This is a genomic window from Domibacillus sp. (genome assembly GCF_031181085.1).
Taxonomy (GTDB): Bacteria; Bacillota; Bacilli; order Bacillales; family Domibacillaceae; genus Domibacillus.
In genome coordinates this window covers 34,429-48,929 of record NZ_JAPSLE010000007.1, presented here as the reverse complement: position 1 = coordinate 48,929, position 14,501 = coordinate 34,429, and the positions used below count along the sequence as shown (strand labels likewise).

The following is a 14,501-nucleotide window of genomic DNA, read 5'->3' as shown; positions in this document are numbered from 1 at the left end:
AAAGGAGCGGCTTTATGGGAAAGAAACTGTGTTTGTTTATTGCCGGTGATTCTACTGCAGCGAACTGTCCCCCTCATGAAGCTCCCATGATGGGATGGGGACAGGTGGCCGCTGAGTGCTTCACCGATAAGGTAAAAGTCGTAAACGCCGCTAAAGGCGGGCGAAGCTCAAACAGCTTCATTGAGGAAGGACTGCTGGATGGCATATGGGACAGCATTTTGCCGGGTGACTACTTGTTTATTCAGTTCGGCCACAACGATCAAAAAGATTTTGGCACAAAACCCTGGACCACATACCCTCAGTATTTAAACCAGTACATTGATGGAGCCAGAGAACGGGGAGCCCTGCCTGTTCTCCTCACTTCGGTTCAGCGCCGTACATTTGGAGAAGATGGCACGATCCAAAACTCGCTTGGTGACTATCCGGCTTCTATGAGAGAGCTGGCAGATAAAAAAGATGTGCCGCTTATTGATATGTGGGCGAAAACAAAACGGCTTTACGAGTCATACGGGCCGGAGCGTTCCACAGAGCTGTTTACTTGGTTTGCCCCTGGAGAAAACAACAATTACCTCGAAGGCATCCAGGATAATACCCACTTTTGCGAAACCGGTGCCCGCCAAGTTGCCGCTCTCGTTGCAGAAGGCATTCAGGAATTAAATCTGCCGCTCAAGGCGTATATAAAGGAGGCCATTCGCAATGGCTGACAAGCTTTACCACGGCGCTTGTTTTTACCCAGAGCTGTGGGATGACAAAACAATCGCCAAAGACATTGAACAAATGAAAGAAACTGGAATTAACGTTGTGCGTATCGGGGAGTTCGCTTGGTCGAAAATGGAGCCGGAAGAAGGAAAGATTGATGTAAGCTTTTTTACAAATATCATTAATCGTCTGTACGAAAACGGCATTGATACGGTTCTTTGTACACCGACCCCAACGCCGCCGATCTGGTTTTCACACGGGCACCCGGAACGGATGCATGTGGATCAGGCCGGCCGTACGATGACTCATGGATCCAGACAGCATGCCTGTACGAACAACGCACACTTCCGCAAGAAAGCGGCCATCATTACAGAAGCACTCGCTAAAGAAGCTGGCCGGCTGCCGGGTGTAATTGCCTGGCAGCTTGATAATGAATTTAAGTGCCACATCGCCGAGTGTATGTGTGCTTCTTGTAAAAGTCAGTGGCACCAATGGCTTGAAGCACGATACGGCACAATTGAGCAGCTGAATGAGGATTGGGGCACTCACATTTGGAGTGAATATTACCAGTCATTCGAGCAAATTCCCCAGCCGGCCGCTACCCCGTTTCTTCATCACTCATCGTTGCAGACGATGTACCGGCTGTTTGAATCAGAAAAAATTGCCGAGTTTGCGGATGAACAGGCGTCTATTATACGCCGGTATTCCGAAGCACCCATTACTCACAACAGCACACTCTTTTTTTCGGTTGATAATGAACGTCTGTTTAAACATCTTGATTTTGCTTCCTTTGATACGTATGCCCCTCAGGAAAAAATGGGGTCTTACTTGTTAAACTGCGACGTATGGAGAGGGTTAAAGAAGAACACACCTTTTTGGGTAATGGAAACGAGTACTTCCTATGCTGCATCACTTGAAAGCTATGCAAATCCGCACCAAAACGGCTATTTAAGATCAGAGGCCGTTGCCGCTTATGCGCTCGGCGGCCAAGGCTTTTGCTACTGGCTCTGGCGTCAGCAGCGCACCGGATCTGAACTGCCGCACAGCGCTGTGATCAGTGCGTGGGGCGAGCCGTCTGTCGGGTATGAAAATGTGCTCCAGGTTGAAGAAGTACGCAAAAAAATAGAATCGGCCATGCTTGCGACCAAACCGGTTCAAGCGGATATTGCGATAACGTATTCGGACCGGGCGCGCATGTTTCATTTGACGGAACCGCACAACGGCATTCATTACAAAGATCTCATGACCGACTTATATAACATCATTTTACAGGAAGGGTTTCACCGCGATGTGCTGCCTGAGGGAGGCGATCTTACAGGGTATAAACTGTTGTTTACACCGCTGCTTCCATACGTATCTGATGAGTATTTAGAAAAAGCGAAGGCTTTTGTTGAAGCGGGCGGCATTTGGATTGCCGGGCCAATGACAGGCGGCCGGACAAAGAATCACACCATTCATACAGACCGGGCATTGGGCCGGCTGGAGGAATGGGCAGGCGTCAAAACCCTTTTTACCTTCCCGATGGATGAGCACACCTCGGCTGGAGAAGCATTTGGGCTGGAAGTGCCGCTTGGACTATGGAGTGCTGTATTTGAACCGGCCGGTGCCAGTGTGATAGGAACTGTTACAAAAGGGGTGACGCCGAACAAAGCTTTTTTAACCGAGCAGCATGTTGGCAAAGGAAAAGTCGTGATGCTTGGCTCTATGCCATCTGGAGCGGCAGGAAAGAAATTAATCGCAGAAATCTTTCAGCATTATGCAAAAGAAGCCGGCGCAGCAGTAAAAACAGATGTGACACCTGGCACGATTGTGGCGCCGCGCGAAACGGAGGATGGGCGTGCAATGTGGGTGATTGTCAATATGGATGGTCACGGCGGCACGGTAACTGTGCCATCAGGCGGGCAGGACGAGTTGAAGGCGGAGCCGGTAGAAGCAGGAAAACTTACGATACAGCCATACGAATATAGACTTATCGAATTTAGAAAAGAAGGTGCTTCTTTATGAATCGGAAAGTGGAAAATGTGAAAATTGCTTACATTGGCGGCGGATCTCAAGGTTGGGCCAAACGGCTGATGAATGACCTTGCGCTTGAGTCAAGAATCAGCGGGACCGTTTCTCTTTATGATATTTATCCGGAAGCCGCCCGGCAAAATGCTGTCATTGGCAACAGTGTGTCCGCCCGCGAGGAAGCAGTCGGCAAGTGGGTATACGAAGCAACAGGAGACATAAAGGAAGCCCTGACGGATGCTGATTTTGTGATTATTTCTATCCTTCCGGGATCGTTCGATGAAATGGCGTCTGACGTCCATACGCCGGAGAAATACGGGATTTACCAATCTGTCGGCGATACAGTCGGGCCGGGCGGCATCATTCGCAGCCTGCGGACCATTCCGATTTACAAAGAAATTGCGGAGAATATTAAAGCGTACGCACCGGATGCGTGGGTCATTAACTATACAAACCCGATGACTCTTTGCACGCGCACGCTGTATGAAGTATTTCCAGAAGTAAAAGCGTTCGGCTGCTGCCATGAAGTGTTTGAAGTGCAGCACCTCCTGGCCGATATGGTGGAAGAAATGACCGGCACAGCAGTGGAACAGCGCCAGGATATACAGGTCAATGTAATCGGCATTAACCATTTTACGTGGATTGACCGGGCAAGCTATCAACAGATGGACCTGCTGCCGATGTACAAGGAGTTTGTCGAGAAGCATGCCGAATCAGGCTACGAGAAAAATCCGGGAGACTGGGAGAAAAGTGTTTTTTCCTCCGCGAACCGGGTGAAGTTTGACCTATTTCGCCGGTACGGCCTCATCGCCGCAGCAGGCGACCGCCATTTAGCAGAATTTATGCCGCCGGTTTATCTGGAGAGCCCGGAAACGGTAGCGGAATGGAAGTTTCATTTAACACCGGTTGATTTCCGGAAAAAAGACCACAAAAGCAAAATAGAGCAAAATCAAAAAGTGGCCGCCGGCGAAGCAGATTTTGAACTCGCACCGTCTGGAGAAGAAGGAGTAGCCATCATTGCTGCCCTTCTTGGACTCGAGGAGCTTGTGACAAACGTCAATATGCCGAACCGGGGCCAGATTGCCAACCTGCCGCAAGGAGCTGTTGTAGAAACAAACGCCGTTTTACGCCGTGACAGCGTGCAGCCGGTTTTAGCTGGAAACCTGCCGGCTGATTTGCTTGGCATTATTGGACGGCATGCCGCTAATCAAGAAGCGGTATTGCAGGCAGCGTTAACTGAAAACAGAGAGCTTGCGCTTAACGCGTTTATCAACGACCCGCTTGTAGCGCCGCTCGGTTTTAAGCAGGCGGAAGCACTATTTGATGAAATGATTCAAAACACAAAATCATATGTTGGAGGAGGTTTTGTTCGTGATCGCAACGCGTATGCATCGTCATGATATTGAACAAACCATTGATTTATTAATTGATAATCTTGTGAACTTAAGCGACCCGGACGGAACGTATGCAATTCCGCTTGCAGACGGACGGAAGATTGACAATAAAAGCTTTAATTATTGGGAATGGACAGCAGGCGTTGGCTTGTACGGCATGATGAAATATTACAAGCTGACGAAAAAGCAGGCCGTTCTCGATATTATTGTGAAATGGTTTGAAGACCAGTTTAAAGAGCAGCCTGTTGAGAAAAACGTTAATACGATGGTACAAATGTTAACGATGGCTTATTTGTACGAAGAAACAGGCAACCCAACGTATTTGCCATACCTGGAGTCATGGGGAGATTGGCTGTATCACGACATGCCGCGTACGAAAGACGGCGGCATCCAGCATGTTGTGTTCGGCTCAGAGAACCATCAGCAGCTTTGGGATGACACGCTGATGATGAGCGTGCTGCCGCTGGCGAAAATCGGGCTGCTTTTAGGCAAGCCGGAATATGTAGAAGAAGCCAAAAAACAATTCCTTGTACACATTAAGTATTTATTTGATAAAAAAACCGGCCTTTGGTTCCACGGCTGGACGTTTGAGGGCAATCATAACTTTGCGGAAGCATTGTGGGGGCGCGGCAACTCCTGGATTACGATTGCGATTCCGGAATTTCTGGACCTGGTGGAACTGCCGGCAGGCGACCCGGTCCGCCAGGTGCTGATCGACACGTTAGACCGCCAGCTTGAAGCGCTGCAGGCGTGCCAGAATGAAAATGGGCTTTGGCATACGCTGCTTTTAGACCCGTCTTCTTACGTGGAAGCCTCCTGTACGGCAGGCTTTAGCTTTGGTACATTAAAAGCTGTGCGCAAGCGCTACGTTGGAAAAAAGTACAAAGAAATGGGCTTGAAAGCAGTAGAAGCAGTAATCGAAAATATTGATGAAACAGGCGAACTAAAACATGTATCCGCCGGGACGGCCATGGGAGAAACACTTGATTTTTACAAGCAGATTCCCGTCACAGCCATGCCGTATGGCCAATCGATGGCGATCTTATGCTTAGTTGAATATTTATATGTAAAATTGTAAAAGAGGTGCTTTACGCACCTCTTTTTTATTGGCTGGGCCGGAATTGTTAAATTCGGGCCGGATTCTAAAGCTGTTCGGCCGGATTTTCTTCCATTCCGGCCCGGAAGCGGGAAAAACCGGCTCTATTTTTCTTTTTCCGGCCCAAAGAAGAAGGTTACCGTCCGTTTACACGGGCGCAGGAATGCCGCTCGATTAAAACGGAGTTCATCGTGCGGGTGAGCTGCTCCGTTGACCCGGTTTCCAGCTGTTCAAAAAGAAGCGACGTCATTTGCTCGGCAACAGCTTGAACAGGAACACCGATACTGGTCAGCGGCACTTCAAGCGTAGCCATCTGCGGAATGTTGTCATAACCGATAATCGACATATCTTTTGGAATCACCAGACTCGTTTCGCGGATGGCCCGCACAATGCCCGCGCTAATATCATAGCTCGCACCAATCACAGCAGAAGGAAGAAAAGAAGATCGCAGCATTCTTTTGGTTGCCTGATAGCCGTCATACCATTCAAGGCCGGCTGAATTAATAAACGACTGTTTATGAACCGGCAGGTTAAAATGATGCATCGCCCGTTCAAAGCCGCGGTACTTTTTCTGCTGACGCAAATTAAGGGGAGAAAAATCGCCGATAAAAGAAATATCCCGGTGGCCGAGCTCTTTTAAATATTCGACTGCCTGAAACATCGCTTCTTGATAATGAAGGTCCACAAAGGAAAAAGAATTTTGCGGCCCGGCTCCGTACGAAACAACGGGAAACGGAGCGTTAACATCAGAAGAAAGATTGTTTTCTTCATCAAAAATCAGCACCCCATCTACATGAAACCGTTTGAACAAATCAAGAGAAGCCTGGACAGGATTAACGGATAAAATCATCGAAAACCCCCTTCTTTGAATTTCGTTGTTCAGCTCGGTCACAAGAGTGGAATGAGCGGCGCGATCAAGCGTCGGCCAAATCAAGCCAATGGTCTTCGATTGCTTTGTGACCAGCTGCTTTGCCGCAAAATTAGGCTCATACCCCATTTTGCGTGCCACCTGATGAATCTTTTCTTTTGTTTTCGGCTGAACGAGCGGGCTGTCATTCAATGCTTTTGAGACCGTTGAATAGCTGACACCAGCCGCTTTTGCAATATCTTTTATCGTAATGGCCATATCGATCACCTGAGTTGTTTTTCTTCATGTTACTCTAAAAAAACGTTGTTATCAATAAAGGATTGCAAGAAACAAAACAATAAAGTATGATAATAACAACGTTGTTATTAGGAAAGGGGAGATGGGAAACGTGAAAGCATTTATGGATGATCAATTTTTGTTGACCAATAAGACAGCGGTTACATTGTATGAGGATTACGCTAAAGGAATGCCGATTATCGATTATCACTGCCATTTAAGCCCAAAAGAAATTTATGAAAATAAGCAGTTTGCTAATATAACAGAAGCATGGCTGTATGGGGACCATTACAAATGGCGGCTTATGCGGGCAAATGGGGTAGAGGAGTCACATATTACGGGAGACGCTGATGACTACGATAAGTTTCTTGCCTGGGCAAAGGCGGTTCCTATGACAATCGGCAACCCGCTATACAACTGGACACACCTTGAGCTGCAGCGGTTCTTTGGCATTTATGAGCTATTAAATGAAAAAAGCGCACCGGCCATTTGGGAAAAGGTAAACGGGCAGCTGGCAAGCGGGCGCATGGGCGCGCGTGACTTGATCCGGAACTCCAACGTAAAAGTCGTTTGTACAACAGATGATCCAGCTGATTCACTCGAGTACCATCAAAAGCTGTTAGAAGAAGGTGACTTTGATGTAAAGGTTGTGCCGGGGTTCCGCCCGGATAAAGGCCTTGAACTTAACCGTGACAGCTTTAAGAGTTGGACGGCGGCACTTTCAGAATCAGCAGGTATACACATCGACAGCTACGACGCATTTTTAAAAGCGCTCGAAGCTAGAATTGATTTTTTCCACCAAACGGGCGGACGAGTATCTGACCACGCACTCGATCAGGTGATGTTCGCGGAGACTACGCAGGAAGAAGCCGGTGCCATTTTCAAAAAAGCGTTAAATGGCGAAAAGGTATCCGTTGAAGAAGAAGCAAAGTACAAAACATATACGCTGACATTCCTCGGTGAGCAGTACGCCAAACGAGGCTGGGTGATGCAGTATCATATGCATGCCCACCGCAATAACAATGAGCGCATGTTCACACGCCTCGGTCCTGATACGGGCTATGACAGCATGAATGATGAGCCGCTCGCAAAGCCGCTCGTCGGGCTGCTGGACGTTCTTGAGAGGAAGGGCAGCCTGCCGAAAACGGTGCTGTATTCTTTAAATCCGAAAGACAACTACACGATTGCCAGTGTAACAGGCAGCTTCCAGGGAGGCGGCGTACCGGGCAAAATTCAGTTTGGGACGGCCTGGTGGTTTAATGACCAGAAGGACGGAATGCTTGATCAAATGAAAGCGCTGGCCAATCTTGGCTTGTTCAGCCAGTTTATCGGCATGCTGACAGATTCACGCAGCTTTTTGTCCTACACGCGCCACGAATACTTCCGCCGTCTTGTCTGCGATTTAATCGGCACGTGGGTCGAGCAGGGAGAAGTCCCGAATGATATGGACCTTCTTGGCGGGATTGTCAAAGGGATTTGCTTTGAAAACGCGGCCGCTTATTTTGACTTCGGCTTAGATGAAAAAGGGGGCGGACTTCTTGCAGCGTCTAACCAAAACAGCGCACGGTAAAACAGAATACCCAGAACGGGTGCTTCAATTTGGCACAGGCAATTTTTTAAGAGCATTTACCGACTGGATGGTTCACCGTATGAATAAAGAAACAGGTTTTAACGGCAGTGTGGTAGTTGTCCAATCCACTAAACGCGGTGCCGCTGATGTGATCAATGAGCAGGACGGGCTGTACAGCCTTTTTCTTCAGGGGATGCTGGACGGCAAAGCTGTGCGCCGGCATGAAGTAATCGAATCGATCAGCCGGGCGCTGAATGTACACGACCAATACGACGAGTATATGGCGCTGGCAGCGAGCCCGGATCTCCGGTTTATCGTCTCTAACACAACCGAAGCCGGCATCGCGTTTGACGAGGAAGACGAGCTGGAGAGCCGCCCGCAAAACAGTTTTCCGGGTAAATTAACAGCGTTGTTATGGAAACGGTTTACCCATTTTAATGGAGATTCCGGCAAAGGGCTCGTTATCATTCCATGTGAACTGATTGACCGAAATGGTGCAGTGTTAAAAGAAATGGTGCTGCGCTATGCAAAAGCATGGCAGCTCGGCGAAATCTTCGCGGAATGGGTGGAGACAGCGAATACATTTTGCAACAGCTTGGTCGACCGGATTGTGCCGGGCTATCCCAAAGAGGATGGAGAAGAGCTGGAAAGGGAGCTTGGCTTTGAAGACCAGTTAATGACTGTTGGTGAGCATTATCACTTATGGGCGATCGAAGGACCTGGCTGGCTGGAAGAAGAGTTTCCAGCTCATGCGGCCGGATTGAATGTAAAAGTGGTAGAGGACCTGGCTCCGTACCGGTTAAGCAAAGTGTTTATCTTGAACGGGGCACACACTGCTTTAACGCCGATTGCACTGCTTTCAGGAATCGAAACGGTAAAAGAAACCGTGACGAACAGCGATACAAACGCTTTTGTTGAAGAGCTTGTTTTCAAGGAAATTATCCCGGCGATTGGGCTGCCGGAGAAAGAAACGACCGCTTTTGCACATGAAGTATTAAGCCGGTTTGCCAATCCGTTTGTTCAGCATTATGTGAAAAGCATTGCCTTGAATGCAATACCAAAATTTAAAACGAGAAATGTGCCGGTACTGATCAAGTATACGGAAACATTTGGTGAAGTGCCTCAGCGGATAGCGCTTGCCCTTGCTGCCTGGATTCATGTATACAAAAAAAGCGAAACGGATGAAGCGTATATCATTGACTTTTTCCGCGATCAATGGCGTGCATGTAATGGTACAGATGAAGCCATTGCAGAGCTTGTGAGAAATGTGCTCGGATATGAAGCGCTGTGGGGCCAGGATTTAAACCGTATCTCCGGTCTGGCAGACCAAACAGCCCGTTTTGCGCTCGATATTGAACGCAACGGCGTCATCGATACGTTAAAGAAAGCAGGTGCACATGGTGAAAGATACGCTGACCATCAACGGTCGTGATAATGTCGCTGTAGCGCTTCGGGATTTGCCAAAAGGAACACGCATCGAATCGGGTGTAGAACTCTCAGAGGACGCAGCCCGAGGACATAAAATTGCGCTGCAGGATATCGAAGAAAATAACAACGTTGTTAAATACGGTTTTCCGATTGGTCATGCAACAAAGCCTATTAAAAGGGGAAGCATTGTTCATACGCATAATGTGAAAACCAATTTAAACGATATTCAGACCTATACCTTTACACAAAAATTAAACGATAATCCATTTAAACGATCAACAGCGGTTTTTAAAGGCTACAAGCGTGCCAATGGAAGTGTCGGTATTCGTAACGAGCTCTGGATTGTCCCAACGGTCGGCTGTGTAAACGGTATTGCCGACCTGATCATTGAGCAGTTTAAGCAGGAACGTGGCGGAGATATTACACCTTTTGAAAATGTGCTCGTTTTAAAACACAATTACGGGTGCTCTCAGCTTGGGGATGACCATGCCCAGACAAAACAAATATTAGCAGACGCCATTGTCCATCCAAATGCAGGCGGAGTGCTGGTGCTTGGGCTTGGCTGCGAAAACAACAATATTAATGAGCTGCGTGATTCACTCGGTGAATATGATGGAAGCCGTGTTCAATTTCTGCTTTCACAGGACGTAGAAAATGAAGTGGAGGCAGGAGTGAAATGCCTGCACGCTATCTGGGAAGCCGCAAAGCATGATCACCGGGAGGAAGTACCGCTTTCTGAGCTTAAAATTGGCTTGAAGTGCGGAGGATCAGACGGGTTTTCCGGTATTACCGCCAATCCGCTCCTGGGCCGGTTTTCTGACTTTCTCACTGCCCAGGGCGGCACGACCGTGCTAACAGAAGTGCCAGAAATGTTTGGAGCTGAAACAATTCTGATGGAGCGTGCCGAAAATGAGGAAGTGTTCAAGAAGATTGTCGGGCTGATCAACGATTTTAAGCAGTATTTTATTGATCACAACCAGCCGGTATATGAAAACCCATCGCCGGGCAATAAAGCAGGCGGCATCACAACACTTGAAGATAAGTCACTCGGCTGCACGCAAAAAGCCGGTACATCAACAATCGTGGATGTGCTCCCGTATGGAGGCCGCTTGAAAAAGCAGGGGCTGAATTTATTAAGCGCTCCTGGAAATGACTTGGTGGCGTCTTCCGCTTTAGCGGCATCCGGCTGCCAGATGGTTCTTTTTACAACAGGGCGCGGCACCCCATTTGGCTCATTTGTGCCGACGGTAAAAATCGCTACAAACACGCCGCTTTACAAGAAAAAGCGTCATTGGATTGACTACAATGCCGGAGCGCTGATTGAAGACGTATCAGCAGACCTGGCCCTTGAAGATTTTATTCAATATATTATCCGGGTAGCAAGCGGTGAATGGGTGAATAATGAAAGAAATAATTTCCGCGAGCTCGCTATTTTTAAAACAGGCGTAACGCTGTAAGGGACAGTCCCGAACTTTCTGAATAGGATGGCTTCCACTTCAAAATACTAATCGTGTGCAGACAAGCACACACTATCTACTTTGATGGAGGGATACGATGGGTATTTTAAGTGGAAATCCAAAAGACGAGCCGCTGCATTACGGTGAAGTAGCTGCTGTCTGGGCAGGCTCCCTGGCCGCTAAAAGCGCAGCCGCTTTTTACAGCACAATGTTAAACCATGCCGGTGATGGCGATTTAAAGAGAGTGATCGAGGAAGGCTTAACATTGGCACGCGCGGAAATGGCCGGCCTGGATGAAATCTTAAGAGAAAATGGCGTAGCGATCCCGCCGGAGCCTCCTGAACGTCCGCATGCGGATCTTGAAAGCATTCCGCCGGGGGCGCGTATTCAAGATCCGGAAATTGCGTCGATGATCGGAAAGGATATCGGCATGGGCTTAACATCGCACAGCCAGGCAATGGCGCAGTGTATTCGTGAGGACATTGCGATGATGTTCGGAGAGTTTCACACAGCCAAAGCGAAACTTGGCCAGACCAACTTACGGCTTTTAAAAGAAAAAGGCTGGCTTGTCGTGCCGCCCCTTCATATGAGCCATATAAATGCATAGTGAAAAAGCAGGACTGTTATCCAGACAGTCCTGCTTTTTTTCTGAAAATAGAACCAATTGTGCCAGCATCAATTGACGCTTTTTAAGCCTGTCCGATAAGATAAGGACAACACATTCAGGAGGGGCCGAATGAGCGGAACATCGATGCTGGAAAAAATAAAACTTCAAAGCAGTGAAATGAGCACAGCCGAACAAAAAGTAGCGTCCTTTATTTTAAGCAATGCCCACCTTGTACCGAACATGACGACAGGGGAGTTATCGAAAAGGGCAGAAGTCAGTGAAGCAACGGTCATCCGGTTTTGCAAAACGATTGGGGTTGGAAGCTACAAAACGTTTAAATTAACACTTGTCAAAGAATTGTCGAATACATCCATGAGTGTCAATGACTTTTCATTGCTGCAGTCTAAAGATTCGCCCTATGAGCTGTTTAACAAAGTCACCCACGTGAACCGGGGTGCGCTTGACGCCGCCCTTTCAGCATTGGATAAGCGGGAGCTGTCTAAAGCTGTCCAGGCACTGCTTCAATCGAAAATGATCCTATTTTATGGAGTAGGCGGTTCTGCTGCTGCGGCCGTTGACGGACACTATAAATTTGCGAAGCTTGGCTTCCATGCGGTCATGACGCCGGATTTTCATTTTTCACTTTCGATGGCTGCCCATATGCAGGAGGGAGATGTGTTTATCGCAATCAGTACATCAGGCAAAACAAAAGACGTTACTGAGCTCGCTCGTTTTGCCCAATCAAGAGGCGCCACCGTCATCGCTATTACGACTGTTGGCAAATCGGTTCTGTACAAAGAAGCGGATATTGTCCTTGGAACGCCAATGGTGGAGCATGAAAAGCGGATTGGGAGCATTGCTTCTAGAACCGTTCAGATGAATATGATTGATGCTCTTTACGTAGCGGTTTTTCATCAAATTGGTTCTTATGTAGAGGAGCCATATGCAAAAGCATCTGAGGCTGTTTCAAAATTAAAAAATAATAAAAAATAAAATTTCACAAAATACGCTGAAAAAATTGTCTTTTTATTTCTCGGGCGTATAATAGAAGTTGGGACGCTTCAAGAGAAATGAGTGATAGAATGCAAACCGTACAAGATGTTAAGCAAGTGGCAGATGAAGACACATTTGACTGTTTCCGTCACATCAACGAACTGTTACACTCAGGTCAAATAAACGGTTCCATCATGTTCAAAAGCATAAAAGAAGAAATGGGTTCGATTCACAAATTGGTGATCGCGGCCATTCAAACGATTCAAAAAAACGGACGATTAATTTATCTGACTCCTCGGGCAAGTGAGCGTATTCATATAACCGATTTAAACGGACCAGTGAGACTGCAAAATTATAGTATTGGAAAAAAATACTGCCCAAAATCGGGCAAAAATGAGCTTTTAGCACGAATGGACTTAAACGAGCTTCAGGCTGGGCCTCGTGATATGGTCATTTGCTTTGCGGCAGAGGCACCATCTTATACGGAGAGCAGCTTAAGATACGCACGGAAAAGCGGTGCGATGACAGCAAGTATTCTGCTTGGCCAAGAACCAGAGGAGAAAATGCCGGCCAATATCAATATAAAGCTGGATTTGGATCAACATTCAACCGCCTTCCAGCGGGCATGGCTGCAAAACCTGTTTATCCGTCTTGTGTCGCAGGCAGCGTCAACTTATATTCTCCAATACGAGTTAAAAGAAATTTCCTTTTAATTCTCTGTTTTTTCAATGAGACAAGAAAAAGCAGGTATTTTTGTTTTACGCTAAAATGCGACAGCACTTTAGTGGTATTTGTGTGTAGTTTATTTTATAATAGGAACAGCGTACAATTTTAACGACAAAGGAGTTTTCTTAACATGGCACAAAAAACATTTACAATTACAGATGAAACAGGTATCCACGCTCGTCCGGCAACAGTACTTGTTCAAACAGCTTCAAAATTCAGCTCAGATGTAAACCTTGAGTACAACGGCAAAACAGTAAACCTAAAATCAATCATGGGCGTTATGTCTCTTGGTATTCCAAAAGGCGCGTCTATCACAGTAACAGCTGCTGGTTCTGATGAAGATCAAGCAATCGAAGCTGTAGGCGAAACAATTAAAACTCAAGGTCTTGGCGAATAATTTTTGCCCAAGTCTTCTCTTAAAACGGAAAGAAGAGTCCCTTCTTTCCGTTTTTTCATACATAAAAATCGAAATGTGGAGGGAATGAAATGGCTTATTCACTGATCGCGATTGATTTGGATGGGACACTTTTAAATGAAGAAAAAGAAATTGATCAGCGATCAATCCGGGCGATCCGTTCCTTTGAAGAGCAGGGAGGCCAGGTCGTCATTTGCAGCGGACGGACGCCGCTGGCCACACGCTGGATTGGTGAGACACTCGGTCTGAAAACACCTATTATTTCATTGAATGGTGCAGTTCTTCATGATGAAAAGAGCGAATTGCTCAATCAAAAAACCTTTTCTTATGCAGGTTTAAAGCAATTTGTTTCATTTTGCGAGGAGGAAAACATATGCGTTCACTTATATGAAGGAAACGACTTGATTGTACCAGAGAAGAACCGCTGGAATGAGAAATGGGTAGATCAAAATATTCTTCCGCTCGTTCAAGCAGGCGGCTTGCCGGAACGGCGAAACGCATATTTAGAGGAATGCCGGGTGCGGGTGACACCGAACATCAGTCAGTGGCTCGAAAACCATCCGGATGTTTCAAAAATGGCCATTTTCAGTGAAACGGGCGATTTTCGGGAGATTGAACAAAAAATCAAAACAAGCCTGCCGGATGTGGAAGCAGCCAGCAGCTCCAATTATGTGAATTTAGAAATTTCGCCTCGTGGTGCAACGAAAGGCAGTGCTTTAAAGGAGCTTGCCCTGCGGCTTGGCGTGCCGCTTTCCCAAACAGCCGCCATCGGTGATAACTTCAATGACATTTCGATGTTTCAATGTGCGGGCATCGGTATTGCCATGGGGAATGCGCCGGCAGCCGTTAGGGCCGCAGCACAGCACGTAACCGCTTCAAATGATGAAAATGGAATTGGAGAAGCGATCGATTTTTTAATGCAGTAAAGGTTCAAGCTGGAGAGCCGATGAGCCGGCGGACTTTTC

The 14,501-nt window shown here is 47.3% G+C and carries 13 protein-coding genes; 12 read left to right on the top strand and 1 reads right to left on the bottom strand.

Going from position 1 to position 14,501, the window contains the following annotated elements:
• Positions 1-14: 14 nt before the first annotated feature.
• Genes RIN81_RS11730 through bglB form a run of 4 tightly spaced genes read left to right on the top strand, consistent with a single transcriptional unit; the run spans position 15 to position 5,178 of the window.
• A complete protein-coding gene (locus RIN81_RS11730; RefSeq protein ID WP_309090380.1) occupies positions 15-704 on the top strand; it encodes a rhamnogalacturonan acetylesterase in 690 nt (229 codons plus the stop codon).
• Positions 697-2,703, top strand: coding sequence for a beta-galactosidase (locus tag RIN81_RS11725; RefSeq protein ID WP_309090378.1), 2,007 nt, complete (start codon positions 697-699; stop codon positions 2,701-2,703). Before RIN81_RS11730 ends, RIN81_RS11725 begins: the two co-directional genes overlap by 8 nt.
• Positions 2,700-4,106 carry a family 4 glycosyl hydrolase gene (locus tag RIN81_RS11720; protein WP_309090376.1) on the top strand — a complete coding sequence of 469 codons (1,407 nt, stop codon included), beginning with the start codon at positions 2,700-2,702 and terminating at the stop codon, positions 4,104-4,106. The genes RIN81_RS11725 and RIN81_RS11720 overlap by 4 nt, the downstream gene beginning before the upstream one ends.
• The gene (gene bglB, locus RIN81_RS11715) at positions 4,078-5,178 is read left to right on the top strand and encodes a beta-galactosidase BglB (RefSeq protein ID WP_309090374.1); all 1,101 of its coding nucleotides are present in this window, start codon (positions 4,078-4,080) and stop codon (positions 5,176-5,178) included. The genes RIN81_RS11720 and bglB overlap by 29 nt, the downstream gene beginning before the upstream one ends.
• 154 nt (positions 5,179-5,332) lie before the next feature.
• Here bglB and RIN81_RS11710 read toward each other — a convergent pair whose 3' ends face one another.
• Positions 5,333-6,322 carry a LacI family DNA-binding transcriptional regulator gene (locus RIN81_RS11710; protein WP_309090372.1) on the bottom strand — a complete coding sequence of 330 codons (990 nt, stop codon included), beginning with the start codon at positions 6,320-6,322 and terminating at the stop codon, positions 5,333-5,335.
• Between the two features lie 142 nt (positions 6,323-6,464).
• Here RIN81_RS11710 and uxaC point away from each other — a divergent pair, with 142 nt between their 5' ends.
• From uxaC to RIN81_RS11670, 8 genes are all read left to right on the top strand, one after another.
• Complete coding sequence (gene uxaC, locus RIN81_RS11705; protein ID WP_309090576.1) at positions 6,465-7,910, top strand: glucuronate isomerase; 1,446 nt, start codon at positions 6,465-6,467, stop codon at positions 7,908-7,910.
• Positions 7,879-9,342: a tagaturonate reductase gene (locus RIN81_RS11700; RefSeq protein ID WP_309090370.1), complete on the top strand. Its 1,464-nt coding sequence runs from the start codon at positions 7,879-7,881 to the stop codon at positions 9,340-9,342. The genes uxaC and RIN81_RS11700 overlap by 32 nt, the downstream gene beginning before the upstream one ends.
• A complete protein-coding gene (locus RIN81_RS11695) occupies positions 9,311-10,795 on the top strand; it encodes a UxaA family hydrolase (RefSeq protein ID WP_309090574.1) in 1,485 nt (494 codons plus the stop codon). Before RIN81_RS11700 ends, RIN81_RS11695 begins: the two co-directional genes overlap by 32 nt.
• Positions 10,796-10,892: 97 nt before the next feature.
• Positions 10,893-11,402: a DUF3231 family protein gene (locus RIN81_RS11690; protein WP_309090368.1), complete on the top strand. Its 510-nt coding sequence runs from the start codon at positions 10,893-10,895 to the stop codon at positions 11,400-11,402.
• Between the two features lie 129 nt (positions 11,403-11,531).
• Positions 11,532-12,395, top strand: a complete 864-nt coding sequence (locus RIN81_RS11685) for a MurR/RpiR family transcriptional regulator (RefSeq protein WP_309090366.1) — start codon at positions 11,532-11,534, stop codon at positions 12,393-12,395.
• 89 nt (positions 12,396-12,484) lie between these two features.
• On the top strand, positions 12,485-13,108 hold the full coding sequence (locus RIN81_RS11680) for a phosphoheptose isomerase family protein (RefSeq protein ID WP_309090364.1): 624 nt from the start codon (positions 12,485-12,487) through the stop codon (positions 13,106-13,108).
• Positions 13,109-13,251: 143 nt separating this feature from the next.
• On the top strand, positions 13,252-13,518 hold the full coding sequence (locus RIN81_RS11675) for a phosphocarrier protein HPr (protein ID WP_242232594.1): 267 nt from the start codon (positions 13,252-13,254) through the stop codon (positions 13,516-13,518).
• An 89-nt stretch (positions 13,519-13,607) separates the two neighbouring features.
• A complete protein-coding gene (locus RIN81_RS11670) occupies positions 13,608-14,462 on the top strand; it encodes an HAD family hydrolase (RefSeq protein WP_309090362.1) in 855 nt (284 codons plus the stop codon).
• Positions 14,463-14,501: the final 39 nt, after the last annotated feature.